The sequence below is a fragment of the Collimonas sp. OK307 genome, assembly GCF_900113705.1.
Classification (GTDB): domain Bacteria; phylum Pseudomonadota; class Gammaproteobacteria; order Burkholderiales; family Burkholderiaceae_D; genus Collimonas.
Genome location: NZ_FOQI01000023.1, coordinates 38,515 through 64,125, shown reverse-complemented (window position 1 = coordinate 64,125; position 25,611 = coordinate 38,515). Strand labels below are relative to the sequence as shown.

Genomic DNA, 25,611 nt, shown 5'->3' with positions numbered 1-25,611 from the left:
TTACTTTTTCTTGGCGAAGCAAGAAAAAGTGACTAGCTGCCGGGCTACCCCCGGCGCACGTCCCCACGGAGTAGCTACCGTTTTAATTAACGACGAACCCTCGTCGCATGCAACGACATGTACTCCGTGGGCCGTTAAAAGGGGTCAGAGTAATTTTCGCAAACACCACGAAAAAAAACTGACCCCATTTAACTACTGTATGTAGTTGCGCCATCACAACGCATGCTATTTGACATAGAATCAACTAAGCCGATTGGTTAGTTGATTGAGGTAAGAGCCATCTTCCCACCTTCGCATACTTGCCAAAACAGCATAAAATCAAAATACAAACCCATCGCCAGGGAGGCGCATGAGCGCTGCACCATCACAACACGCCGACCTCGATCCGCCGCCACCCGCCAAACGGGTATCCATGGCGGACGTAATCGCCGGCCTGTCGATTGCCGGACTGCTACTCCCCGAAGCCGTAGCCTATTCCAGCATCGCCAATCTGCCACCCCAGACCGGTGTGATCGCCCTGTTTGCCGGCCTGCTCTGCTACGGTTTATTCGGCAGCAGCCGATTTGCAATCGTTTCCGCCACCTCCTCCTCGGCAGCGGTGCTGGCAGCAGCCACGGCGTCCATGGCAAACGGCGACGTCGGCCTGAGAATGACGCTGGCAATCGGCCTGGTAATGATTACCGGACTATTTTTCCTGCTGGCCGGACTAGCCCGCATGGGCAGTGTCACCGATTTCATCGCCAAACCGGTGTTGCGCGGCTTCGCTTTTGGCCTGGCGATTGTCATCATTCTCAAGCAGTTTGCCAGCGTCGTCGGCGCCCATCCCGAACACAGCGACATGACCCGCTTCATTCCGGAAATGGTGGCGCAGATCGCCCATTGGAACTGGATCAGCGTCGCCGTGATGGCGATAGCACTGGTCTTGCTATATCTGTTTGCGCGCCTGCGCCGCGTACCGGGCGCGCTGCTGGTGATCGTCATCAGCGTTGCTGCCGGCCAGTGGTTGCATTTAACCCAGTACGGAGTTGGCCTGGTGGGCAGCATCCATCTGGAACTGGCGACGCCAACCTTGCCCACACTCTCGCGCGCCGACTGGCTGCGCCTGGGCGAACTGGGCTTTGCCATGGGCATGATCCTGTATGCCGAATCGTATGGTTCGATTCGCAGCTTCGCCATCAAACATGGCGATACGGTGGCGCCTAACCGCGATTTGCTGGCGCTAGGCGCATCCAATTTGCTATCCGGCCTGTTCCACGGGATGCCGGTCGGCGCCGGCTACTCCGCTACCTCCGCCAACGAAGCCGCTGGCGCCACCTCGCGCCTGTCGGGCTGGGTGGCGGCGCTGGTGATGCTGGCGATCGTCTTGACGCTGTTGCCTGCAATCGCCCTGACACCGGAACCGGTACTCGCCGCGATCGTGATTCACGCCGTCGGCCATACCCTCAACCCCGCCATCTTCCGCCCTTATTTCCGCTGGCGCCGCGACCGCCTGGTAGTCGTCGCCTCGGTCATTGCGGTACTGCTGCTTGGCGTGCTGGACGGCTTGCTAGCCTCGATCGCGATCAGCCTGCTGATGATGTTGCGGCAGTTCTCGCAATCGACCATCTCGGTATTGGGCCGGCTCGGACAAGGCCATGACTACGTCAACGTACGCACCCATCCGGAAGCGCAGGCGATACCCGGCATCATGATCCTGCGCCCCAACGAGCCGCTGTTTTTTGCCAACGCCGAACGGATACTGGGCCAGGCACGCCAGAACATCATGGCCGCAGCGCCACCGGTACACACCGTCATTCTCAGCCTGGAAGAATCGCCGGACCTGGACAGCTCGAGCCTGGAAGGCTTGCACGACTTTTTCGAATTCGCCAGCAGCCGCAGCTTGCGCCTGTTGCTGGCGCGCCTCAAAGATCCGGTGTACGACTGCATGAAAAGTGCGGTTGCTCCCGGCTTTCCCGTGGAGTCACTGAGCGCACTGAGCGTAGCCGAAGCGGTGCATCTGGCATTGGCGCCGACACCAACACCGACTGCCCAGCAGGCTACAGACCGAACTACCGTAATCCGAACTGGAGAATAATCATGCGAGCATCCTGGAAAATATTGGCCGCCGCGCTATGCGCCACAATGACAACCACTGCAGTGAATGCAGCAGAGATTGCCTTTTCTTCTCCAGGTGATTTCACCGAAATCGGCCTGAATATCAAAAATACCTATAGCGCCAATCCGGATGTAATCACACTGGAGGTGACGCTGAGCCAGGACGCCCAGCAGCGTATGGCAGCGGCTAGCGGCGCCGCGCTGGGGCAGGATCTGACGTTGATCATCAACGGTAAAGCGGTCAGCACGTCGCGCGTCCAAAGTGTCCTGGACACGCCGCAACTGGAGATTTCCATGTCAAGACAAACCGCCACGGAATTGCTGCCGGCCTTGCTTGGCGTAACTCCCGGGGCAAATTCGTCAGCGGCCTCACAAGCTGAGCCTGTCGTGGCGACAGCACCGGTAGCTACGGCAGCATCAGCTGCGCCGGCCGGTAATCAGCTAGCCGCGCTTGCCGCAGCTCCAGTCGCAGTCGAGACCCGCCAAGTCACGCCGCCGTCGGTTGCGGCATCCGTTGTAGAAACCCCGATAATGCCGGCACCGGTGGCGCAAGAGCCTGCTCCGGAGCCTGTCTCGACACCGGCCCCGCAAGCCGAAACCGAACTGGCCGCGATGCTTGCAACGGACACAGTGCCACTCGTAGCGACGGCAGAAACAGCCATTGCATCGACAGATGTCGCGCCTCCTGCGCCGCCTGCCCCGGCAGTAGCTCCCGCCCCACCGCCGGTAGTACCTGGCTGGGCGATGGGCGCATGGCTGCCGACCAGCGCCACGCCATCACCCTATGCCGAAATCAATGCAGGTGATCCGGTGACTATATTTGCCAATGCGGCTGATGCCATCGCCTGCAACAAAGCCAGGTTCTCGGTCCTGGAAAGCCGTAATACAAGGGTGCGGCTGCAACTCGCCCCGAATAGCCAGTGTGTGATCTCGGGCGTGCAAATTGATCGGCTGCAAATTTCTTCTACGCAAATGCCCGGCAGGATAGCGATCTCGCTCTACGCGCTCCAGGATGAATTTGATGGTGCACCTTCCAAGGAAGGCATTTATCGCCGTAAATAAGTGAGCAAGTAAGTGAGTAAGTAAGCAGGCATGACGGACCGCCACTGGCAACTTATTGCCCGCCGCAAACACCATTTAAGAATTTCCGATACTATAGCGAGTCAGTCGATAAGTTGACAAAAAATTATCGAATATGTGAAACTCATAGAAGCTTTATGAGTCTCATCATCTCTGATTAACTCGCTTACGTCTATCTTTACGCCGATCTTTCACACCCTTATTTATGCAACGCTATACAACTCCAGCCATTGTGCTGCACTGGCTGGTCGCAATCCTCATCGTTGCGACTTTTGCCCTGGGCTTGACCATGGTCGATATCCCGGGCCTGACGCCGACCAAGCTGAAGTACTTTTCCTGGCATAAGTGGCTTGGTGTAACGGTGCTGGGCCTTGCCTGCCTGCGTCTGATTTGGCGTAAAACGCAGGGGGCGCCACCGTACCCGGACAGCATGCAACCGTGGCAGCAGCACGCCGCGCATGCCTTGCACATTCTTTTATATATCCTGATTTTCGCGGTGCCGATCTCCGGCTATTTTTACAGCCTGGCATCGGGCGTGCCGGTAAGCTACCTCGGCATCATTCCATTGCCGGTGCTGATAGCGCCTAATCCGGATTTGAAACCAATATTGAAACTGGTTCACTACACGCTCAACATGATCATGCTGGGCGCGGTTTCGGTGCATGTACTGGCGGCACTCAAACATCACTTCATCGATCGCGACGGCGTGCTGAAACGCATGCTGCCTTAAACACATTTTTCCTCAAAAGGAACATTTCATGACATCTACGCGTTTCCTGTCGCATACATTGCGTACTACCGCATTCGGCCTGATCGCCCTCGGCGCCAGCTGGTCGGCCATCGCAGCTCCCCTGAAACCCGATATGGCCAAGAGCAATGTCACCATCGTGTTTAAGCAGATGAACGTGCCGGTGGAAGCCAAGTTCAAGCAATTCACGCCGCTAATCGATTTCAACAGCGCGCAGCCGGAAACCTCGAAAGCCAGCGTCGATATCGCCATCCCGAGTTTCGACCTGGGCGACCCTGAATACAATAAAGAAGTGTTGAAGAAAGAATGGTTCAACGCCCAGCAGTTTCCCAAGGCCAGCTTTGTCGCCAGCTCGATCAGGGCCAGCGCAGGCGCACCTGCCGGCAGCAAATACGACGTTGCCGGCAAGCTGACCATCAAAGGAAAAACCACTGATGTGAGCTTCCCTCTCAGCGTCAAGAAAGAGGGCGGCGCCCAGGTCTTTGAAGGCAATTTGCCGATCAAGCGCCTTACCTACAATATCGGTGAAGGCGAGTGGAAAGACACCAGCATGGTGGCGGACGAAATTGTCATCAAGTTTCATCTTGTAGCGAATTAAGTAAGAATTTAAGTAAAAAACACTTCCCCCACTGAAAAGGATTATCGACAATGAAACTCAAGCTCATCATCGCTTCCCTACTGGCTGCCAGCGCAGCCAGCGCGTTCGCAGCGGTAGACACTTACACTATCGACCCGGCACATACCTATCCAAGCTTTGCGGCTGACCATATGGGCATTTCCGTCTGGCGCGGAAAATTCGAAAAAACCAGCGGTACGGTAACCCTGGATCGCGCCGCCAAGACCGGCTCCATCGATATCCATATCGATCCAAGCACCATCGACTTCGGCATGGCCAAGATGAACGAGCACGCTAAAGGCCAGGACATGTTCGACGTGACGAAATTCCCTGACGTCACCTACAAAAGCACCTCGATCAAGTTCGACGGCGACAAGCCGGTTTCAGTGGATGGCGAACTGACCTTGCACGGCGTTACCAAGCCGGTCAAGCTGACCATCAATTCCTTCAAATGCATCCCGCATCCGATGCTCAAACGCGAAGTCTGCGGCGCCGATGCGACCGCTGAATTCAATCGCGCCGATTTCGGCATCAGTTATGGCCTGCCGAAATTTGCTTCGGAAGTGAAGCTGGCGATCCAGGTCGAAGCGCTCAAGACCAATTAAATCAGGTTCCAGCCGCGGCAAGCCGGCTGGCATTGCGCTACCCGGCTTGCCGCCTCTGTAGTGAAGCGCTACCATACGGGTACTTTGATGCAGCTGACTTTGCCACATCGGCAAACAGCCAACCAGTGACACCCCGCCCATGTTCTACCTGCCCCGCTCATTGCGTCAGCTTGCCGTCTGCCTGGCCATGTTTGCAGCATTGCTGCCTAGCGTGGTGCAGCTGCTGCCTGCCGCCCATGGGCAGCCGCTGGGACTGGGCGAACTATGTAGCACTGCCGGACACGTAAAAGCGCCAGACTCCGGCAAGCCCGGAACACCTGACCAGGATCACCAGGGTCACTGCCTGCTGTGCTTCATCCATGCGGCAGATATCGGCTTACCACCCAGCTTGGGCCTATGGCAGGCCCCTGCCAGCGAAGGCGTCGACCTGGCGCCAACCGTATTCCCCCCGCACACCAGCGTAGTCTGGCTCAAACCGCAATCACGCGGCCCTCCGGTCTTTTCTTGATTTTGTCAGCTAGCGCCAACTCCCATGGATGGAAGTTGGCCTTTACGCCTTACAACTTAACCAAGGAACACCATGGCCACGCCATCACGCCACCGCATCCGGCCGGCAGTAGCGCCGCTTGCTGCGCTTTCTGCTGTCCTCACACTTACTGCACTATTCCCTCATGCAGCCCTGGCTTGCGCCAGTTGTGGCTGCACCCTCAGTTCTGACTGGGACAACCTCGGCATCAGCAGCTCTTCCGGACTGAAGATGGACATCCGCTACGATTACCTGAACCAGGATCAACTGCGTAGCGGCACCGGCAAGATTTCGCCGGGCGCCGCCAGCCAGATTTCCAATAACGGCGATCCGCAAGAAGTCGAGAAGTACACGCGTAACAATTATTTGACGCTAGGCCTTGATTACAACTTCAATCCGAGCTGGGGTATCAATCTGCAACTGCCTTACATCATGCGTAGCCATAGCACGCTGGGTACGGCGTCGGACGGCATCACGCCCGGCGATGGCGGCGGCCAGTACGACTCGCGCACTTCCAGCATTGGCGATATCAAGCTTATCGGCCGCTACCAAGGTTTCACGCCCGAGCATAATTTCGGCGTCTTGTTCGGCCTGAAACTTCCCACTGGCAGCCATACCGATACCGGCACGTCGACCGATCCTGCTGCGCCCGGGCCGGCGCCTGTCGATCGCGCCCTGCAACCTGGCACCGGCACCACCGATGCCATTCTCGGCGCCTACTATATGGATACGCTGAACAAGGATTGGGATTACTTCGTCCAGGGGATCGTGCAGAAAGCGCTGAATTCCAGCGATCAATATCGTCCCGGTGACGGCGCCAATCTGAACCTGGGCCTCCGCTACATGGGCAGCACCGGCTTCACGCCGCAAATCCAGCTGAACGTGCGACGCGTATTGCATGATGTCGGCGCCAATGCCGACATGGTCAGCACCGGCGGCACCCTGGTCTATCTCAGTCCTGGAATCACGGTGCCGCTCAACCAGCAAATCTCGCTGTACGGCTTTATGCAATTACCGGTCTACCAAAAGGTCAACGGTGTGCAACTCGCCCCACGCTACACGGCAACCGTAGGCGCACGCTACGCATTCTAGCCAGGCATGCGCAATCTGCAACGCAAGTTGACGCTTAGCGGCGGCTTGCGTTTTTAATAAATAATCTTTCAACAATATTTCCCGACATTCATCTTGCAAACAAAATATTGCCTGGAATGCATCAAAACGACAAAAATCAAGGGCATACAGTAGAAATATCACAATTGTTTTCAATTGTATCGATAGTTATGTCAGCCATTATCAATCTGACCGCGTTGATTACCTACCTCGGTCAGATTGCCAGGTGCGGCGCACAACATATTGCTTATTTGCTGATTGGTGCCGCGGGTAGACAGATTGAAGTAGACATAACGAAACAAAGCGTGCGCCAGTCAGACGGCCACACAGGCATTACTTACTCCATGGAGAAAAAAATGAAAGCATTGTTTATTTCAGCAGCAGTTGCAGCAGCCTTACTGACTTCCGTCGCCAGCTATGCCCAGGCACCTGCAGCAGCGCCAGCCGGCACCACCGGCATGTGCAAAGATGGCACCTACTCCTCCAACGCTACCAAAAAAGGTGCTTGCGCCGGTCATAAGGGCGTAAAAGACTGGTATGCCGCTGCACCTGCAGCAGCTGCGGCCGCTCCCGCAGCTGCTGCTGCCGCCCCAGCTGCAACAGCACCGGCCGCGGCTCCTGCAGCCATGGCTAAACCCGCTCCTGCAGCAGCTCCGGCAGCCATGGGCAAACCAGCCGCTGCAGCAAAAACTCCTGCAGCCGGCGGCGGCCCAGGCCAAGTCTGGGTCAACACCAGCAGCAAGGTATATCACTGCCAAGGCAGCAAATACTATGGCACCACAAAGGTCGGCTCCTACATGACAGAAGCCGCTGCCAAGGCAGCGGGCGCGCATGCCGACCACGGCAAAGCTTGTAGCTAAGAGCCAGTCACAACAGGGCCATCGCTGGCCCTGTTGTCTTTTCTGGCCCGCGATTATAACCCCCCCCTTAAAAACCCCGCGATACCGCGACCGATAAAATCGCCTTCCGGGTTTATCTATCTTTAACAATTGGACGACTATCTTTATAGCTGTTTACGCTACTCTTGCCGGGTAGTCTAAAGATGGTCAACTTTGAAAGGAAATATCATGGGCTTTATCGCTTGGTTGATAATTGGCGCGATTGCCGGATGGCTGGCTGGTGTCCTGGTTAAAGGCGGCGGCTTCGGCGTGTTGGTTGACATCATCGTTGGTATTGTCGGCGCCTTCATCGGCGGCTGGCTGGCCGGCGTCCTGGGTATCCATGTTGGCGGCGGCTGGATTGCATCGATTGTGACAGCCACCGTAGGCGCTGTGATCTTGCTGTTCATTCTGCGGCTTATTAAGCGCGCATGAACAAATAAAAAATCCGCGTAGTCAGACTGCATAGTAGTTTGAATAAAAGCCGCCTCAATTTTCGAGGCGGCTTTTTATTTGCGCTCTATCACCTTTACTTATTCCAGATAAGACAAGCTGACAGCCGCGCCGGCATTGGCGCGCACTAAACAAGCGCATATGCGGCGAGCGCATCGGGAAAATCATTTTTGCCTATTTATATTCATACTATTTCCTAGCGAATCGGCCTAGCGCACGCTAGAATCCCAAGACCAAATTTGGGAGGATTTCAACTGTGATGTGTACTATCCGTCGTTTCACGTTAGCCGCTCTCGCTATCAGCATCGCATCATTCAACGCTGCAGCGGCGACTCCGGATGATTCTGCACCACTGGGGAAATTACCGCGCTGGGTTCAACCGCTGGCTTATCAGCTCGATTTTCGCGTCGATCCGCATCAGCCTGAATACTCCGGCAACGCCACCATAGACATCGAACTGAAACAAGCTGCCGACCATCTCTGGCTGCACGGCCACGATTTGAGCGTCAGCAAAGTCACGCTTACCGATAGCAGTAAGAAAATTTACACCGCCGAATACAAGGTAGCGGCAAAAAAGGAAGGCGTCGCCACACTTGAGTTCGGCCAGACGCTGCCGGCCGGACGCTATAGCGTAATGCTGGAGTACAGCGCGCCGTTCAATCAACAGCTGGAAGGTGTGTACAAGGTCAACAGCCAAGGCGAGCCGTATGTGATCACGCAGATGGAGGCGATCAGCGCACGCTATGCTTTCCCGGGTTTCGACGAACCGGCATTCAAGACGCCTTTCACGCTCAGCCTGGCCGTACCTGAAAACCAGGTTGCCGTCGCCAACACCCGGCAAGTCCGGGAACAGAAACTGGCAGACGGTTGGCGCAAGCTCAGCTTTGCCACCACCAAGCCATTACCGACTTATCTGGTGGCGTTTGCCGTCGGCCCGTGGGACGTAGTGAACGGCCCGGAAATTCCGGCGACGCAATGGCGCCCTCACGCGACACCGCTGCGCGGTATCACGCCCAAGGGTGAAGGCCAACGTATCAAGCCGGCGTTGGCGGAGACGCCAGCCATCATCGCTGCGCTGGAAGACTATTTCGGCTTCGGCTATCCGTTCGACAAATTGGATTTACTGGCAGCGCCAGACTTTGCCGCCGGCGCCATGGAGAATCCGGGACTGGTGACTTTCCGCGATTACCTGATGCTGCTCGACGCCAATTCGCCGGCGCACAATGTGCGCAGCTCGTTCAATGTCAACGCTCACGAGCTGGCGCATCAATGGTTCGGCGATACGGTCACCATGCCATGGTGGGACGACCTGTGGCTGAACGAAGCCTTTGCCACCTGGATGCAAAGCAAGATCACGCAACAGCTGCATCCGGAATACCGTGCCGACCTGGAGCTGATCGGCGGCGCCAACTACGCCATGCAAAACGATAGCCTGGTTAGCGTACGCCGTATCCGCCAGCCGATCACCGGCAACGGCGATATCGAAACGGCATTCGACGGCATCACCTACCAAAAGGGCGCGGCCGTACTGAACATGTTCGAGCGTTACCTTGGTGCAGATACTTTCCGCAAGGGCGTGCGGGCATATATCAAGCAACATCAGTTTTCCAGCGCCACCGCCGATGACCTGATCGCCGCGCTGACCAAAGCTTCCGGCAAAGATGAGCGCCTGGCCAAAGCAATGCAAAGTTTCCTCGACCAAGCCGGAGTGCCACTGGTGGATACTGCGCTCAGCTGGGAAAACGGCAAAGCGGTACTGCATTTGAAACAGCAACGTTACCTGCCGCTGGGTTCGACTGGTGAAGCCAAGCGCCTGTGGGGCATTCCGGTGTGCGTACGTTACAGCCTCGCCGGCGGCAACGCCAAGACACAATGCGAATTGCTGGATCAGGAACAAGGCCAGATGGTGCTGCAAGGGGCATCTGCCAGCAGCTGGTATATGCCGAATGCCGACGCCGCCGGCTACTACCGCTTTAACATGGCGCACAACGATCTGGCGCGCCTGACCGATAACATTGACAAGCTGCCCGACACCGAGCAGCTGGCATACGCTGACGCCATCAACGCCGGCTTCGGCCGCGGCGACCTGGATGCAGCAGCGGTGCTGGCAGCGGCGCCGCGCCTGGCTAAATCGGACACGCGCGAGGTGGTGACAGCGCTGATTCCGACACTCAAATGGCTATCCAAATACGAAGTGCGCAGCGACACCCAGCGCGTCCGCCTGACTGAATTGGCACGCAAGCTGTATCTGCCACAGCTGCAAAAACTCGGCTATCAACGGCGCGTCAATGAAAGCCAGGACGATGCCCTGTTACGCGCTGCACTGGCAGATTTCCTGGCGCTCGACATCAAATTGCCCGAGGTACGGCATGCTCTGCTGGTACAAGGTAAACAGGCGTTGTTGCCTAATGCCGATGGCCGGCTCAATCTGGATGCCGCCAACCCGGACCTGTTGCGTTCGGTACTGGCGGTCAGCATGCAAGATGACGACAGCAACGCCATCGACGTATTAATCAAGGCGCTCGGCGCCACCAGCGAACCGGCGCAACGCATGGCGATGCTGGCAGGCCTGGGCTCTGCCACGGCTGCCGGCAACGCTGAACGTGCCCGCAACCTGGCGCTGGATCCACGCGTCAAAATCGGCGAGATGAGTACCTTGTTGCGCGCCAGCCGGGAAGATGGCGAAGGCCGCGATGCGATGTGGAAGTGGTTTACCGCCAACTACGTGCAGCTGATCAAGCGCAGCGGTGAAATGTCCGGCAGCAGATTGCCCGGGCTGGTTGCCGGCGACAGCTGCTCGCAAGGTGAAGCAGATCGCTTGACAGCCTTTTTCCAGCCTTTGCTCGAACATCTGCCTGGCGCCGAACGCGGCCTGGCGCAAACCCGCGAACAGACTTTGTTATGCACCGCATTACGCGATAAGCAAAATCCGGAAGCGATTCTGCGCTGATGACAGAATAATGGAACAATGCAGCTATGCTAAGTCCCGCGTATAACAGAACTCAAGTAGTTTTATAGAATGCCTTACAAGGCTGTTTTTTCCGATGACTTCTCATAAGGATTATTTACTCGTGAAACGCTCTCTCATTTGTGCAGCAGTGCTGACCATGGTGGCCGGCTATACCGTCTCCACCGCCAGTTTCGCTCAAACTCCCCGCACCGTTGCTGCTGCGGTCACCGCCGCGAAGCCAGTCAGCGGTATCGACATGCAGAATGCCGACCTGACGGTACGCCCTCAGGACGACTTCTATAGCTACGTCAATGGTAGCTGGCTCAAGAAAACCGAAATCCCTGCCGACAAGTCGTCATGGGGTGCGTTCTATGAGTTGCGCGAAAATTCATTGAACCAGCTGCACACAATCGTCGACGCTGTCAGCGCCGAAAAGAACATCGTGCCCGGCTCCAACCAGCAAAAAATCGCCGATCTGTACGCCAGCTTCATGGATGAACCGGCGTTGGAAGCACTTGGCGTCAAGCCGCTGAACGCGGAATTCGCCAGGATCGACACCCTGAAAGACAAGAAACAGATCCCGGGCCTGATCGCCCACCTGAACAGCATCGGCGTCAGTGCGCCTTACGATCTGGGTATTCACCAGGACGCTAAAGACTCAAGCAAAGTCATCGCCGATCTCGGTCAAAGCGGCCTCGGCCTGCCGGATCGCGATTATTACCTGAAAGCCGACGACGCCAAGCTGAAAGACACGCTGGCCAAATACCGGGCGCATGTGGAAGCCATGCTGACTTTGTCCGGCGATAAGGCTGCCAGCAAAAACGCCGCCAGCATCGTCGCTCTGGAAACCGAACTGGCCAAGGTGCAATGGACAAAGGTTCAGAATCGTGATCCAGTCAAGACCTACAATCGGGTCGAACTGGCGCAACTGCACACGCTGGCACCGCATTTCGAATGGAACGGCTACCTGGCCGGCGCCGGTTTGAAAGACAAGGTGTCGTATCTGGTGATCAGCCAGCCTAGCTACATCAAGGGCCTCGACAAGATCTTGGAAAAGACCCCGCTGCCGGTCTGGAAAGCGTATTTCAAATGGCATGTACTGAGCAGCTACGCCTCTGACCTGTCCAAGGAATACGTCGATCAGAATTTCGGCTTCAAGGGTACCGTGCTGCGTGGCGTACCGCAAAATGAACCACGCTGGAAGCGCGGCATCAATGTGGTGGAAGGCAGCATCGGCGAAGGTTTAGGCCAACTCTACGTGGAGCAGTTTTTCCCGCCTGAGAACAAAGCGAAGATGGAAAAACTGGTGGCCAACCTGATCGCCGCCTACCATCAAAGCATCGACGGCCTGGACTGGATGGGCGCCGATACCAAGAAGCAGGCGCAAAAGAAATTGTCGACATTGATGCTGAAGATCGGTTACCCGGACAAATGGCGCGACTACTCCAGCCTGGAGATCAAACGCGACGACCTGGTCGGCAATGTGATGCGCGCCAACCAGTTTGAATTCAAGCGCAATATCGATAAGCTCGGCAAACCGGTCGACCGCACCGAATGGGGCATGACGCCGCAAACCGTGAACGCTTACTACAACCCTGAGTTCAACGAAATCGTGTTCCCGGCTGCGATTCTGCAACCACCGTTCTTCAACGCCAACGCTGACGACGCCGTCAATTACGGCGGCATCGGCGCGGTGATCGGCCACGAAATCAGCCACGGTTTCGACGACCAAGGTAGCCAGTACGATGAGATCGGTAATTTGCGCGACTGGTGGACCAAGGAAGATCACGAAAAATTCGCGGTCAAGACCAAGGCCCTGGTAGCGCAATACGGCGCTTACAGTCCGGTTTCCGGTTACAAGGTTAACGGTGAACTGACCTTAGGCGAAAACATTGCGGACAACTCCGGCCTGACCATCGCCTACAAGGCTTATCACCTGTCCCTGGGTGGCAAGACACCGGCGGTAATCGACGGCCTCACCGGCGATCAGCGCTTGTACCTGGGCTGGGCGCAAGTATGGCGCGGCAAGGTGCGCGATGCGCAGGCTATCGTTTATGTAAAAACCGATCCGCACTCGCCGCCACGCTTCCGCGGCAACGGCACGCTGAGCAACCAGCCTGGCTTCTACAGTGCATTTGACGTCAAGCCGGGCGACAAGATGTATCTGTCGCCGGAGCAACGCGTTCTTATGTGGTAACAGAAGTAATCGTTATGACTAAAAAGCCACCGATATAGTCGGTGGCTTTTTTATTGGATCGTAGAAGTCCGCGCGGGCACGAGTACGTACCACCCTACACCAGATAATTTTCCCGGATTCTTTCAACATCGATATCGAGCACCTGACGCAGGTATTGATCCATGCCCCCATACTCTTCATCGATCAACACAAACGACGCTTCCATGTAAGCCGCCTCAACGCTCAGCAGCGGCGCGATCAGCTCCGGCGCCAGTTCCGCCTTGAAAAGCTTGGCCAGCACCTGCGCATTGGCGGCAGCGTTGTACCGGTTCGACTCCAGATAGTTGTCGATGATGGCAGCGCGTTCGACACCCAGCGCGGCCATCAGCAAGGCACTGGCAAACCCGGTACGGTCCTTGCCGGCGGTGCAGTGATACAGCATGGTGTTGTTCTGCTCCGCGAGTTTCAGGAAGCGCCTGAACTGCGCTTGATAGCGCACCGGGAAGGTGCGATAGAAATCGATCATGAACTGCCGGCTGTTTTCCGGATTACCGCTCTGCAGTAAAGTCAGCATTACCTCCTGCGACAAATTGCCGACCATGACCGGCTCCGCAATCCAGTTGAAAGACGAGGCGAATGCCGTCTCTGCCGAATGCTTTTCTGCCTCCGTGCGGAAATCGAGTACGATATCCAGCCGGTAACTCTTGAGCTTGTCGATATCCGCGGCAGACGCCATCCCGGGATTGGCGCCGCGCAGTAATCTTCCCGGCACGATCCGGCGTCCGCCGGCAGCCGGGTAGCCGCCCAGGTCGCGAATATTCCGGATTGCCTCAAAACTGATATGGCGATCGTCTTGCATGCCCTGCGCTTGCGCATCTGAAGAACTCAGCATGGGCCCGATTTTTCGCTAATGTGCATTGAGATGTGCGGCATTGCAGCTCCTTTTGTAAATGTGACGATGCGCATCTATTCCTGATTTTATGTCAGATTCAACCGCAAATTCGGCCGTGCGCTCACAGTCGGATGCTACCGCATGGATATTTGAGCAAGTAACTACGTAGTAACACTGATGAAAAAACGCCAACTACCGTCAAAATCACTTCTTCTTTTGTTTTCCTCGGGTAATAAATCTATAATACGCATGGTTGCAACGCCGTAGTGCTGGCTTGATGCTCGGCTCGGTGTTGCAACCCCTGATCAACATAAGAAAGTGGCACATGCGACTCCAACGTCATCTTTTATCCTCCGTACTATCCTTCGCAATTCCTTTGATAATCGGCGTCTTCAGCCCGTTCTCCGCCAGTTTTGCGGAATCCGGCGTCACCGACCAGAAAATCGTGCTGGGACAATCGGCCGCATTCTCCGGCCCCGCCGCACAGTTGGGGATTCAGATGAATGCCGGCGCCAAAGCGTATTTCGACTCTGTCAATGAACAAGGCGGCGTCTACGGAAGGCGTATTGAAATCATCAAGGCCGACGACAAATACGAAGCCGACCTGGCCGCAGCCAATACCAAGCTCCTGATTGAAAAGGACGATGTATTTGCCTTGTTCGGCTACGTCGGTACACCAACCAGCAATGCCGCCTTGCCGATTTTCACGCAAGCCGGCGTACCGTTCTTTGCACCGGTCACCGGCGCCCAGTCGCTGCGCGATCCGCTGAATCGCCAGGTCTTCAATATCCGCGCCGGCTACTTCGATGAAACCGAGCATCTGGTGGAAAAGCTGGTTAACGTCGGCATCAAGAATATTGCCGTGTTCTACCAGAACGACGCCTATGGCCGCGCTGGACTGGAAGGCGTACAGCGTGCCTTGAAGAAGATGAATGTGGAACTGGTCGAGTCCGCCACGGTGGAACGTAACAGCAGCGACGTCAAGCTGGCCGTCAGCAAGATCTTGCCGAAACGCCCTGCCGCGATCATCCAGATCAGCGCCTATACATCATGCGCCGCTTACATTAAAGAAATGCGCAAAGCCGGCTATACCGGCCAGTTCTACAATGTATCGTTCGTCGGTAGCCAGGCATTGTCCGATGCGCTGGGCAAGGATGGCGAAGGCGTCGTCATTTCGCAGGTAGTGCCGTTTCCCTGGAGTTCGTCAATCCCGGTGGTTGCCGAATATACCAAACTGATGGAAAAAAACGGTGTCAAAGAACCCAATTTCTCCAGCCTGGAGGGGTTCATAGCGGCCAAGGTATTCGTCGAAGGTTTGAAACGCGCGGGCAAGGACCTGACGCGCGCAAAACTGGTCAAGGCTCTGGAAACGATCAACGTGAAGAACTACAACGGCGGCGGTTTCGATGTCAATTTCACCGGCAGCAATCACAGCGGCTCGAAATTTGTCGAGATGACCATGATTACCAAGGATAAGAAATTCTTGAATTGACGGTCAGGATCAAACCGGCGTCAATACCGCCTGTCCCGAAAAATGCAGCTTGGCATTCTGCAGAAACAGGCGGACCGTCTCGGCCACAGATTCGGGCGACCATCCGGCTACATGCGGCGTCAGAACCGCATTCGGCAAATCCAGTAATTCAGCCGGCGGCAACGGCTCACTCTCGTAGACATCGAGACCAGCGCCGGCCACCCGGCCATCGCGCAATGCCTGCGCCAGTGCCGCAGTATCAATCACGCTGCCACGCGCAATATTGACAACAAAGCCCTGCGGCCCCAAAGCGTCCAGCACCGGACGATTGATCATGTGGCGGGTGGTTGCACCACCCGGTGTGGCGACGATCAGAAAATCGGCCCATTGCGCCAACTCCAGCGGCGAAGCGAAATACGCGAACGGCACATCATCGCGCGCAGAACGATTGTGATAGCCGATCGTCATGTCGAAACCCGCGGCACGGCGCGCAATCTGCTTGCCGATGGTGCCGAGTCCGATAATCCCGAGGCGCTTGCCGGATACGCTGGGCGGCAAAGGCAAGGCATCACGCCAGATACCTTGATGCAGCGCGACACCCAGTTGCGGAATGCCGCGTACAGTCGCCAGCAACAAACCCATGGCGTGATCGGCAACACAAGCGTCGTTGGTGCCGGCGCCGTTGGAAACGGTAATGCCACGCTCACGCGCAGCCGCAACATCGATGTTTTCGAAACCCGCTCCCAGCGCGCAAACCAGTTCCAGTTTCGGCAAGGCTGCGATTTCCCCGGCGCGCAGTCCGACTGAGCCATTCGTCAGTACAGCCCGTATCGCCTCGGCGTGGCTGGCGATAGCAGCGCTGCGCTGCTCGGCGGTGGGGGCATACACGATCTGAAAATCTTGCGAGATGCGTTGCAGATTTTGGTCGGAAAAATGATTGAGAACAAGAAGAGTGGGAAGCATGGGGGTATAGGCGAAAATCGGCGCAAAAGTGTTTAAGGCAATTTGCGCCAGCGGCGCATTGCCAGCCATGATAGCCGCGAAACAACAGCTCTGCTTGATCCGAAGTTGCTCGACGCCACTTCACTCAATGAGTTATTGATAATTAACAATCTTTAACAATGATTAATATCATTTTCATCATAAAATTTGCATTATCTGACAGTGTCTCTCAGAATGGAAAAACATTTCCCAAAAGAAATTTATAGCATCGATAACTAAATAAAAATTCTGTACTCGTCATTGCTCCCGCAACCACTGCGGACAGTGACTTTCCCTGCACATTCGGGGCGCCCCGAGCCGGATCGGCATTGGTATCAAAAACGAAGAACAAAGGACCTGGCGAGATGTATCTCGACAGAGCGAAAGTTAACTCGACTAGTCGAGGGTACAAATTGAAAGTTCTCTCTATCTTTGGTACCCGCCCGGAAGCGGTAAAAATGGCTCCGGTAGTCAAGGCGCTTTGCCGTGAAACGGCTATCCAGTCGGTGGTCTGCGTCACAGGCCAGCATCGGCTCATGCTGAAACAAGTACTTGACCTGTTTGAAATCAAGGCTGACTACAGTCTCGATGTCATGCAGCCAAACCAAACCTTGAACGATTTAGGTGCACGGCTGATTGCCTTGCTCGACCCGGTGCTTGATACCGTCAAGCCCGACCGGATCCTCGTGCATGGCGACACCACTACTGCCATGATGGCCGCATTGACGGCATTTCACCGGCATATACCAGTGGCACATGTTGAAGCCGGTCTGCGTACTGGCGACCTGACACAACCGTGGCCGGAAGAAATGAATCGCCGTTATGTCGACGTCGTGAGCGACCTGCTATTTGCTCCTACCATGCAGGCGAAAACCAACCTCGCAGCGGAACATCTCGCCGGCCGGGCCATAGTCACCGGCAACACCGTGATTGACGCGTTGCGCCTGACAACCAGCCTGCTTGCGCTGGATGAGCAGTTGCGCCAGCGACTCGATACACATTTTCCTTACCTGATGCCAGGTCGGAAAACGTTGCTCGTGACCGGCCATCGCCGTGAAAACTTCGGCGCAGGATTTGCAGAGATCTGCGATGCGCTGGCGAAATTGTCGCGCCGCTCGGATATACAGATCGTCTATCCGTTGCATCTGAATCCAAACGTGCAAGTACCGGTGCTGGCAGCACTGTCGCGTCTGCCGAATATCCATCTGATTGAACCGCTGGACTATCTGCTGTTTGTGCGCCTGATGCAGCGCTCCCATGTGATCTTGACCGATTCCGGCGGTGTGCAAGAGGAGGCGCCATCGCTGGGTAAGCCGGTGCTGGTGATGCGCAACGTCACGGAGCGTCCGGAAGCCGTCACCGCCGGCACGGTGCAATTGGTCGGCACCGACTCGGCACGCATCGTCGCTGCGGTTGCGCGACTATACGACGACGATGCCGCCTGGGAGCAGGCGACCCGGCGGGTCAATCCCTACGGCGATGGCCGGGCATCGGAGCGGATAGTCGATGTCCTGTGCGGGAGATCCATCAAGGAATTTGGCGCGGAACATTTTAAGCCGGCAGAAGCAACGCACCTTGCAGCAAAGATCCTTCAGTAAGCCAGACAGCCGATCTCATTCCAAGGGATAGTGTATGTGTTACTCACCTCATACTCTTTACAAGACAGTTTTGCGTGGCTGGCGCGCCCACGCAACTGCTCGCTGGTCATTTCTTCCTCTTGTCGCCATATCCACCGAGGCACGATCGGCGCCTCTCGGATTCGACGCCCGCGTGATCGAACTGGATTTGATGACAGCCATCCTCGGATGCATCATATTTTTACTGGTCATCTACACGATCCGGCATTACCTGTTCACCCTTAATCGCCTGTTTGGCCGGCAACGCCAGCCCTATCTGGATATCGAACAAGCGACGTGGCCGCAAGTAGTTGTGTGCGTTGCCGCCCACAATGAAGAGCGGGTAATCGCGGATGCGTTGAATGCCTTGCTCGAGGTCGACTATCCGCGCGACAAGCTGATCATCATGCCCATGAATGATCGCTCTACGGACGGCACGCGCGGCATCATCGATCGCATCGCCGCCGCCCACCCTGATCGTTTCATGCTTTTCCATCGCAGCGCAGGACGCCCCGGAAAAGCGGCTGCCTTGCGCGACGCAACGGAGAAAATCCAGGCCGAAATCATCATTGTCTTTGATGCCGATTACATTCCCGCGCGCGGCTTGATAAAACAACTCGTTGCGCCATTTTTCGACCCTGAAGTCGGCGCCATCATGGGCCGCGTGGTGCCCATCAATGCCGGCGCCAATCTGCTGACCCGCTTGCTGGATCTGGAACGGGCCGGCGGCTATCAGGTCGACCAGGCCGCACGCATGAATCTGGGCCTGGTGCCGCAATATGGCGGCACTGTCGGCGGCGTCAGGCGCTGCGCGCTGGAGGAAATCGGCGGCTGGAACATCGACATGCTGGCAGAGGACACCGACGTCACCTTCCGCCTGCTGCAAAACGGCTGGAAGACAGTCTACCAAAACCGGTCGGAATGTTATGAAGAAGTCCCTGAGGTCTGGCCGGTCCGGATCAGGCAAATCAGCAGGTGGTCGCGCGGCCACAATCAGGTAATGGGCCGCAACCTGACGGGGCTGCTTAAAAACAAACGGATCAGCTTGCGCGAAAGAATCGACGGCGCGCTCCTGCTGTGCGTATTCCTCATGCCGCCGTTGCTGCTCATCGGCTGGACATTGACCGTCATCCAGTTTTTCATGACCTCGCACCAATGGCTGTTCGGCTGGCTGGCGTTGAGCGGCATGGTCGCTTACGGCGCATTTGGCACCAACGCCGCTTTTTTTGAAATAGCGGCCGCCACTTACCTGGATGGCAATCGCAATCGTATTCGCCTGTTGCCGTTGAATATATTCGGATTCCTGGTCAGCCTGTTCTCCATCACACGCGCTGCAATCAGCCAAATTTTGGATTTGATACAGAAACGCGAATTGATATGGCACAAAACAGAACGATTCAGGATGGCGTCGGCAGCACTTAACCACGAATCCATCCCAGGATCTGAAAACGCCCAGACAAATTCTCCTGTCGAACTCAGCAAAAAAATACCCTGACCATGGCTTTCCCGACGCTACTGTTAATCTGCGTGATCCTGATCGTTTTCGTGCCGTATATTCCTGCTGTAAACGAGTGGCTGCGCCCTACCGACATCGCGCCGTTGCCGGTGCACCGGAATGAAATAAATAATTTACACTATCTCGCGGACAGCTTCCGCTCGCGCATTACCAGCATGCCAGGCGTCAAATTGCTGAACTTGCAGGACTTGCCAACCGAACTGACCTACAGCATAGGCAACAATATCTGCATCGTGCATCAACGTCTCGGCGATGACACCGACGCCAACTATCATCCCGAGACATTGGAGGCACTTCGGAAAAGCAACGGCATCGTGATTCTCGTACACGATGCGCGTTTGCCGCCCGGCAGCCATAACCAGGCCGATCTGTTTGCCGTCGGCGATCTGGCGGTTGGCGTCGGAGCAAGCCTGCGCGCCTGCTCGGCGCAGGGCATGATCTATCTCGGCGCAAATACGGTGGTCCATCGCTGGATAGATGCCCGCTACATTCGGGTCGGCAACAACGCATCGATTGACGGCCGCATTACCGCAACCAAGGAAATAAACTTTGCCGACGGCAGTCGATTTGTGCGCGCAGGAGCGCCGAGCATGTACTTCGGCGCTTCCAGCACTTCTGGCGACACCGCTGAGGCGGCGCCTTCAGCGCCGCCAGTACGTACGCGCCATGTCCTGGACGATGGCGCCGAACCATCCCCGGATGCCAGCCGGAATGGCGACTTTGTAGTTCGAGGAGCATATAGAGTGCTTCCCGGCACAACGGTATTCGGCAGCATCAAGACCTATGGCGACCTGCGCCTGGAACAGCGATCCCGCGTTGCCGGCAGCATTGTTTCCAACAAAGACATCGTGCTTGAAAAGGGTTGTTCGGTGCTCGGCCCTGTAATCAGTCAAAACGATATCATGATCGGTCCCGATTGTCGCATTGGCACGCCCGATGCGCCTACCACCATGATCTGCCGTACATTGACCATCGCCGCCGGCTGCATCGTGCACGGCGTGATCACCACGCAAGACGGTGCAACGGTCGCACCGGGGGAGATACCTGATGCGGCTTGATACGGGGAAGGCAAGACAGGCGCTGGCATCAATGTGCTGCGCGCTCGCCGGTGCTTTGAGTATCGGCTATCCGACACTGGCTACGGCAACAGCTGCGGACCAAGCTCAGCCCATGCAGAGCGCAATCCTGTTTGCCGATTTTATTTTGCCGGATGGTGCTATCACCGTCTTCCCCAAAGGCGATTATGTCGAACCTTATTTTGCACTCAAAGCGCTGCTGGCCGCGCATCGGCTGGGCGTCGACGTAACAGACCTGACCTCGTCCTTTGCCCATTGGCTGCTGCCATTCCAGCAGGCGAACGGCCCGTTCCCTCGGATCTGTCGCAGCGGTGCGACAGATTGGGTCGCCTGCGGACCTGCCGACGCCGACGATTCCCTCGATGCATTATGGTGCCTGCTGGCGGCAGAAGTTTTGTCAGGAGACAGGGTGCTGGCTGCCAGTTGCGCCCGATCTCTCGATCATCTGGCAACCTTGTGGAATCCTGCCCAACAGACTTTTCACGCCCGGTCCGGCGGCAGCCCTGCCTATTTTGCTGACAATGTCGAAGTGATCGGCGCACTGAACACCCTGCGTCGGGATCGCTCGGCGACAGCACGCTTTGCAGTACAGCTGGCAGCCTTGCCGATTGGCGCCAGCATGTTGCAAGGACTGCAGCGCAATTATGGCTACGACCAAAATGGCGCCCTGGAACCGGAGCGCGCCAGCGTACCGCCCACACCCTACGGTTTCTATCCCAATGCCGTGGCGCCGGTTTACCTGTGGCTGTATGGCCTGCGCACCGGAACCAGCGGGGAACGTTACTGGCGCGTGTGGATGGAACGCTACGGTCAAAAATGGCTGGCCGGTGCAAGCGATCATTTCCCGTGGGGACTAATCGCCTGGGCGGCATACCAAACCGGTGATTTGGCAACCGCCCGCACCTGGCTTGAAAATTCCGACGCCTGGCGCGCCGGCGGCCGCTGGAACATTGTCGAGGAAGGCGTTCGCATCGGTTTGACAAATGCGCTAAAGCCAGCACTAACCCCGCCGCCATCATGAATGCATTACATCTCCCCAAACTGTCCAAGATAGGGCTGACACTGCTGGTGGCAGCGATCATTGGTGCTGCCGCGACCTGGATGGTGCGCATCAATCGGATTAGTCCGGCGCAATGGCAAAGCGACGCGATTGCCTTGGTCTTGCCGGACACGTTATCCGATGCAAATCGGCTGTATGCCGCAGCATGGCTTGATGGCGCCGCAGAAGAAGGGATTCGCCTGGAAACAATTACAGCGTCGGAATTTTCGCGGCGCGGACTGCAAGGCGAGCGGCCATTTGCCGGCGTGATTTTACCGGACACCATTCATCGCCAGATCAACACGGCTTTTGTTAACCAGATAAGCCAGTTTGTAGAAAATGGCGGAGCCTTGATGCTGGTCGGCGATGCCGGCATATTGGACGAAAACGGCTATTATGCCGAGCCGGCATCGCGCTTTTCCAAGCTAGCCGGGACAGACTACGCGATGTATCAGACGCTACACGAAAAGATGTCTTTCCATCCAACCATCTCTGGCAGTGCGGAGATAATGGAAGCACTATACCTGCCGCCAGGCCGTTGGATCGATACCGCCGGCCAGGCGGTCCTGTCAGGTTACGGCGAGGATACTTTGCGCTATCCTGTCCTGCGCACCGCAGGCTCCTATGCCGGCACGGTGCGCATGCAAGCGGCAGGAAAAACCGTGATTGCCGGCGAACACGCTGTCGGCAAAGGGCAGGTTCTCTTCGTCAATTTGCCGCTGGGTTATTTAAAGCTGCGAACCGACGGCATATTGATGCATGGTTTCCTGCATTATTTTGCACACCGGATCATGGGACAACCGCAATTGTCTGCAGCTCCGGAAGGAATCGGCGGCCTGGTCTTGAATTGGCACTGCGACGCCAAGATCTGCATTCCTGCAATGGATCAGCTGATCAAGGCCGGCGTATTCACGCGCGGACCGTTCAGCATCCACGTCACTGCCGGACCGGATCAGCGCGAATTCGGCGACGGCCTTGGTGTTGACCTGAACAACAACAAGGCATTCCGGGAATTACTGCAGACCCTGCTGGAACAGGGGAATGAAATCGGCAGTCACGGCGGCTGGATACACGACTGGTTTGGTAAACACGTGTCCGACAGTAATGAACAGCAAATGACTCCCTATCTGGAACAAAATGCCGATGCCGTCAGGCGTTTGACCGGACACGAGCAAACCGAGTATTCCGCACCCAACGGAAACCAGCCGGTCTGGGTCACCGATTGGCTGGAGGCGCAAAATGTCCAGGCCTACTATTTCACCGGCAATATCGGGCAAGGGCCGACCCACACCTATCGCGACGGCCGCCGGGACCAGCGCATCTGGTCATTTCCGGTACAGACTTACGGCCACATCAGTACCATCGAAGAGGCCTACACGGAGCATATTCCGGAAAGTGAAATCAGCAGCTGGCTGACCTCGCTGGTGCGATTTACAGAGAATACCGGGCAGATACGGCTGATTTATTTCCATCCGCCAGGCGCGGTCCTGTATCCCGATGCGATCAACCAGTTGATGCTGGCCGCCGACAAAGCTGAAAAAAAAGGCGTATTTCGCTGGCGCACCATGACAGATCTTGCTAACTTCATGACTCGCAGGGAACAGACTGTATGGAATATTTCCAGTGACAATAATGCGGTAGTGATCGATGCTGCCAATACCGCCTCATTGAATCAGCTGACCTGGTTATTTTCCGCATCGCTGTATGCCGAGCCGCGGGTAACCAGTGGCAACGCAAAAATAGAACGCCGTGGCGACAGTTGGGCTGTGATCGCCGGCGACGTACAACAACTTCGCATTTCAACACCGTTGATGAAGAAGGCCCAACATTGAATACTGCAACTAGTAACGATGATATCCGGATATCAGCTCGCCACAGGACGCTGAGGGCGAAAACGGCCCTGACGGCATTAGGGCTATCTTTTGGCGCCGCCGCCTATTCTTCCCATGCAGCGACTGGCATCGATGCCGCCATACCATCGTCTGGCTTCCTGCACCCTCGCTTGTTGTCGCAGTATGGTGCACCGGCCGAACCAGCCCCAACTGCCGGCAACGCACCTGCTATGGCGCCAGCAGTTGCGGGCGCTAATATGCCGGTAGCGGCAGCAGCACCGGTCGCCCCCGCTCCCCTGGCCGTGGCACTCGACCAAAACCCCGGTCCGGGGGCATCGGCCGACATCCTCGCAGGCAAAGACTCGGAATTAGGTCCCGAGCGTGGCGCGCTGGAACTGGTCGGCGGCGACGGCAACATGACGCACGGCTACGGCCATGCCCGTTTGGTAGCGTTGCGCGGCATGATGGTCACATCCGCGGGTGTAGTGCAGGGAGAATTGACGCAACAATCGCGTTTCGGCTATTCGGGAAACTACGGGAACGTCTCGCTCACCCACGATTTCTCTGAAGACTATTACAGTACCGTCGCCGTCGGGACCGGGAACAGTCCCTTGTTTCCAAGCTGGCGTGTCGATACAACCGGTTATCGGAAATTCGGCAGTGAACGGCAGTATGTCGCCGGCGTCGGCGCCTACTACGCAAAAGGCAATGAAAGCGCGCGCGCCGACCAGGGATTACTGTTTACCGGCATCGGCTACTTTACCGGATTGGTGATGGAGGGTGGCGTGCGCCTGAACTGGGCTAACCCTGGCACGATACTGGGCCCCAGCCAATACATAGCCGCGACTTTCGGCAATGATGATCACCGCGCAATCATCGTCCGCTATGAGCACGCCAAGGAAACCTACAAGGTACTGCCTGGCGGCCCGGAACTGGTTAATTTCAAGAGCAATACCGCCAGCATCCAGTGGCGCCAGAGAATCACCCGCGACAGTCTGTTACTTGCATTGCTGGAGTACTACCAAAGCCCGCTCTACGATCGGCTCTCGCTTACTCTCGGCTGGCGCTGGAGTTTCAGATGAAACCGAAAAAAAACGCCGCAACCGGATTGCCTGCGGAAGCGCGCAGCCACATCGGCGTCAATCCCCGTTTTTCCGGCTTCGGCGGTCAATTGATACAGACTCACCGTGCCTTGCGACGATTGTCTTTCCCGCGCAGCCGATGGGCAGATGTGTTGCTGGTGCCGACTGTTATTTTCTTTTGCACCTTGCTCGCATGGCCTTTGATTGCCGAATTGTGGGCCGGCATCATAAGATTCTGGGCCGGTGGCCTTGGCGGTGAAATATTGCTTAAATCGGATAAGGCATCTTTTCCCGGGATTCAATCTATCCCCTACGCCTACGTTCAAGCGGCCCTACCGAATCCTTTGCAGTGGTGGGCCGGCATGTTGATTGCGATCACAATCCTGCTTGGCACCACGTTGCTGCCGGTCCGCATGCTGCCGATGTCTTATGCGTTGCGTGTTCTGGCCATGATCCAGGTGGCCAGCCAGTTCTATTTTTATTTCTGGGCAGCGGAATTTCCCTACCAGTCGGCGTCTTCCATTTCCGCTTTGTCGCAGGCATCGATGGTGTTGATTTTGCTCACGCCATGGATATATGGGCTGCTCTATAATATTTTCGATTTCGGTATTCCACGCAAGATCCTGCTGTCGCTGATGGCGATGATCTACCTGATTGTGTTGACGCCTTTTCAATATACGTTCGCGGCCTGGGTGATGCTGCAGTATTCGCTGCTTTGGCATCCCGTTATCTACCTGCTTGGATCAAGCCTGGTCCAGTTCGGCGCATTGGTCGGCTTCTATTCCTGGGCCATGAGCTGGAAGCGGCGTGAATAAATCGTCACTGCGAGCAGTCGCTTCGATAGATTCTCCCTGGCCCGGAACAGGGAAA

General features: G+C 56.5%; 21 protein-coding genes. 19 read left to right on the top strand and 2 right to left on the bottom strand.

Annotated elements, in window-relative coordinates; all coding sequences use genetic code 11:
• The first annotated feature begins 349 nt into the window (after positions 1-349).
• From BM205_RS22150 to BM205_RS22100, 11 genes are all read left to right on the top strand, one after another.
• Complete coding sequence (locus tag BM205_RS22150) at positions 350-2,074, top strand: SulP family inorganic anion transporter (protein ID WP_092417026.1); 1,725 nt, start codon at positions 350-352, stop codon at positions 2,072-2,074.
• A gap of 2 nt (positions 2,075-2,076) precedes the next feature.
• Positions 2,077-3,156 (top strand): hypothetical protein, encoded by a 1,080-nt coding sequence (locus BM205_RS22145; protein ID WP_092417025.1) that lies wholly within the window; start codon positions 2,077-2,079, stop codon positions 3,154-3,156.
• A 223-nt stretch (positions 3,157-3,379) separates the two neighbouring features.
• Positions 3,380-3,904 carry a cytochrome b gene (locus tag BM205_RS22140; RefSeq protein WP_092417024.1) on the top strand — a complete coding sequence of 175 codons (525 nt, stop codon included), beginning with the start codon at positions 3,380-3,382 and terminating at the stop codon, positions 3,902-3,904.
• Positions 3,905-3,932: 28 nt separating this feature from the next.
• Positions 3,933-4,520, top strand: a complete 588-nt coding sequence (locus BM205_RS22135) for a YceI family protein (RefSeq protein ID WP_092417023.1) — start codon at positions 3,933-3,935, stop codon at positions 4,518-4,520.
• A 50-nt stretch (positions 4,521-4,570) separates the two neighbouring features.
• The gene (locus tag BM205_RS22130; protein WP_092417022.1) at positions 4,571-5,143 is read left to right on the top strand and encodes a YceI family protein; all 573 of its coding nucleotides are present in this window, start codon (positions 4,571-4,573) and stop codon (positions 5,141-5,143) included.
• A gap of 139 nt (positions 5,144-5,282) precedes the next feature.
• On the top strand, positions 5,283-5,651 hold the full coding sequence (locus BM205_RS22125) for a DUF2946 family protein (RefSeq protein ID WP_092417021.1): 369 nt from the start codon (positions 5,283-5,285) through the stop codon (positions 5,649-5,651).
• A gap of 72 nt (positions 5,652-5,723) precedes the next feature.
• On the top strand, positions 5,724-6,761 hold the full coding sequence (locus BM205_RS22120; RefSeq protein ID WP_092417020.1) for a TonB-dependent receptor: 1,038 nt from the start codon (positions 5,724-5,726) through the stop codon (positions 6,759-6,761).
• Positions 6,762-7,135: 374 nt separating this feature from the next.
• The gene (locus tag BM205_RS22115; RefSeq protein WP_092417035.1) at positions 7,136-7,639 is read left to right on the top strand and encodes a DUF3761 domain-containing protein; all 504 of its coding nucleotides are present in this window, start codon (positions 7,136-7,138) and stop codon (positions 7,637-7,639) included.
• Positions 7,640-7,846: 207 nt separating this feature from the next.
• A complete protein-coding gene (locus tag BM205_RS22110; protein ID WP_092417019.1) occupies positions 7,847-8,092 on the top strand; it encodes a GlsB/YeaQ/YmgE family stress response membrane protein in 246 nt (81 codons plus the stop codon).
• A gap of 277 nt (positions 8,093-8,369) precedes the next feature.
• Positions 8,370-11,060 carry a M1 family metallopeptidase gene (locus BM205_RS22105; RefSeq protein ID WP_092417018.1) on the top strand — a complete coding sequence of 897 codons (2,691 nt, stop codon included), beginning with the start codon at positions 8,370-8,372 and terminating at the stop codon, positions 11,058-11,060.
• A 94-nt stretch (positions 11,061-11,154) separates the two neighbouring features.
• Positions 11,155-13,257, top strand: a complete 2,103-nt coding sequence (locus tag BM205_RS22100) for a M13 family metallopeptidase (RefSeq protein WP_371326522.1) — start codon at positions 11,155-11,157, stop codon at positions 13,255-13,257.
• 94 nt (positions 13,258-13,351) lie between these two features.
• Here BM205_RS22100 and BM205_RS22095 read toward each other — a convergent pair whose 3' ends face one another.
• Entirely contained in the window at positions 13,352-14,128 is a 777-nt protein-coding gene (locus tag BM205_RS22095; protein WP_092417016.1) for a tyrosine-protein phosphatase, read from the bottom strand.
• A 325-nt stretch (positions 14,129-14,453) separates the two neighbouring features.
• On the opposite strand from BM205_RS22095, the gene BM205_RS22090 reads away from it, so the two are divergent.
• On the top strand, positions 14,454-15,620 hold the full coding sequence (locus tag BM205_RS22090) for an ABC transporter substrate-binding protein (protein ID WP_092417015.1): 1,167 nt from the start codon (positions 14,454-14,456) through the stop codon (positions 15,618-15,620).
• Between the two features lie 9 nt (positions 15,621-15,629).
• On the opposite strand, the gene BM205_RS22085 is transcribed toward BM205_RS22090, so the two are convergent.
• Positions 15,630-16,562, bottom strand: a complete 933-nt coding sequence (locus BM205_RS22085) for a 2-hydroxyacid dehydrogenase (RefSeq protein ID WP_092417034.1) — start codon at positions 16,560-16,562, stop codon at positions 15,630-15,632.
• A 431-nt stretch (positions 16,563-16,993) separates the two neighbouring features.
• Here BM205_RS22085 and wecB point away from each other — a divergent pair, with 431 nt between their 5' ends.
• The 7 genes from wecB (at position 16,994) to BM205_RS22050 (ending at position 25,556) form a co-directional block, all read left to right on the top strand.
• Positions 16,994-18,178, top strand: a complete 1,185-nt coding sequence (gene wecB / locus BM205_RS22080) for a non-hydrolyzing UDP-N-acetylglucosamine 2-epimerase (RefSeq protein ID WP_305763960.1) — start codon at positions 16,994-16,996, stop codon at positions 18,176-18,178.
• Positions 18,179-18,368: 190 nt separating this feature from the next.
• Complete coding sequence (locus BM205_RS22075; RefSeq protein ID WP_092417033.1) at positions 18,369-19,691, top strand: glycosyltransferase family 2 protein; 1,323 nt, start codon at positions 18,369-18,371, stop codon at positions 19,689-19,691.
• Positions 19,692-19,693: 2 nt separating this feature from the next.
• Complete coding sequence (locus BM205_RS22070; protein ID WP_092417013.1) at positions 19,694-20,770, top strand: bactofilin family protein; 1,077 nt, start codon at positions 19,694-19,696, stop codon at positions 20,768-20,770.
• On the top strand, positions 20,760-21,809 hold the full coding sequence (locus BM205_RS22065; protein ID WP_254784006.1) for a hypothetical protein: 1,050 nt from the start codon (positions 20,760-20,762) through the stop codon (positions 21,807-21,809). Before BM205_RS22070 ends, BM205_RS22065 begins: the two co-directional genes overlap by 11 nt.
• Complete coding sequence (locus BM205_RS22060) at positions 21,806-23,659, top strand: polysaccharide deacetylase family protein (RefSeq protein WP_092417011.1); 1,854 nt, start codon at positions 21,806-21,808, stop codon at positions 23,657-23,659. Before BM205_RS22065 ends, BM205_RS22060 begins: the two co-directional genes overlap by 4 nt.
• Positions 23,656-24,741 (top strand): YaiO family outer membrane beta-barrel protein, encoded by a 1,086-nt coding sequence (locus BM205_RS22055; protein ID WP_092417010.1) that lies wholly within the window; start codon positions 23,656-23,658, stop codon positions 24,739-24,741. The genes BM205_RS22060 and BM205_RS22055 overlap by 4 nt, the downstream gene beginning before the upstream one ends.
• The gene (locus BM205_RS22050; protein WP_175511355.1) at positions 24,738-25,556 is read left to right on the top strand and encodes a hypothetical protein; all 819 of its coding nucleotides are present in this window, start codon (positions 24,738-24,740) and stop codon (positions 25,554-25,556) included. The genes BM205_RS22055 and BM205_RS22050 overlap by 4 nt, the downstream gene beginning before the upstream one ends.
• Positions 25,557-25,611 lie beyond the last annotated feature (55 nt).

Excerpts from the sequence above, each read along its gene's own strand:
- BM205_RS22150 (WP_092417026.1), top strand. The coding sequence starts at position 350 with ATGAGCGCTGCACCATCACAACACGCCGACCTCGATCCGCCGCCACCC.
- BM205_RS22145 (WP_092417025.1), top strand. The coding sequence starts at position 2,077 with ATGCGAGCATCCTGGAAAATATTGGCCGCCGCGCTATGCGCCACAATG.
- BM205_RS22140 (WP_092417024.1), top strand. The coding sequence starts at position 3,380 with ATGCAACGCTATACAACTCCAGCCATTGTGCTGCACTGGCTGGTCGCA.
- BM205_RS22135 (WP_092417023.1), top strand. The coding sequence starts at position 3,933 with ATGACATCTACGCGTTTCCTGTCGCATACATTGCGTACTACCGCATTC.
- BM205_RS22130 (WP_092417022.1), top strand. The coding sequence starts at position 4,571 with ATGAAACTCAAGCTCATCATCGCTTCCCTACTGGCTGCCAGCGCAGCC.
- BM205_RS22125 (WP_092417021.1), top strand. The coding sequence starts at position 5,283 with ATGTTCTACCTGCCCCGCTCATTGCGTCAGCTTGCCGTCTGCCTGGCC.
- BM205_RS22120 (WP_092417020.1), top strand. The coding sequence starts at position 5,724 with ATGGCCACGCCATCACGCCACCGCATCCGGCCGGCAGTAGCGCCGCTT.
- BM205_RS22115 (WP_092417035.1), top strand. The coding sequence starts at position 7,136 with ATGAAAGCATTGTTTATTTCAGCAGCAGTTGCAGCAGCCTTACTGACT.
- BM205_RS22110 (WP_092417019.1), top strand. The coding sequence starts at position 7,847 with ATGGGCTTTATCGCTTGGTTGATAATTGGCGCGATTGCCGGATGGCTG.
- BM205_RS22105 (WP_092417018.1), top strand. The coding sequence starts at position 8,370 with ATGTGTACTATCCGTCGTTTCACGTTAGCCGCTCTCGCTATCAGCATC.
- BM205_RS22100 (WP_371326522.1), top strand. The coding sequence starts at position 11,155 with ATGACTTCTCATAAGGATTATTTACTCGTGAAACGCTCTCTCATTTGT.
- BM205_RS22095 (WP_092417016.1), bottom strand. The coding sequence starts at position 14,128 with ATGCTGAGTTCTTCAGATGCGCAAGCGCAGGGCATGCAAGACGATCGC.
- BM205_RS22090 (WP_092417015.1), top strand. The coding sequence starts at position 14,454 with ATGCGACTCCAACGTCATCTTTTATCCTCCGTACTATCCTTCGCAATT.
- BM205_RS22085 (WP_092417034.1), bottom strand. The coding sequence starts at position 16,562 with ATGCTTCCCACTCTTCTTGTTCTCAATCATTTTTCCGACCAAAATCTG.
- BM205_RS22075 (WP_092417033.1), top strand. The coding sequence starts at position 18,369 with ATGACAGCCATCCTCGGATGCATCATATTTTTACTGGTCATCTACACG.
- BM205_RS22070 (WP_092417013.1), top strand. The coding sequence starts at position 19,694 with ATGGCTTTCCCGACGCTACTGTTAATCTGCGTGATCCTGATCGTTTTC.
- BM205_RS22065 (WP_254784006.1), top strand. The coding sequence starts at position 20,760 with ATGCGGCTTGATACGGGGAAGGCAAGACAGGCGCTGGCATCAATGTGC.
- BM205_RS22060 (WP_092417011.1), top strand. The coding sequence starts at position 21,806 with ATGAATGCATTACATCTCCCCAAACTGTCCAAGATAGGGCTGACACTG.
- BM205_RS22050 (WP_175511355.1), top strand. The coding sequence starts at position 24,738 with ATGAAACCGAAAAAAAACGCCGCAACCGGATTGCCTGCGGAAGCGCGC.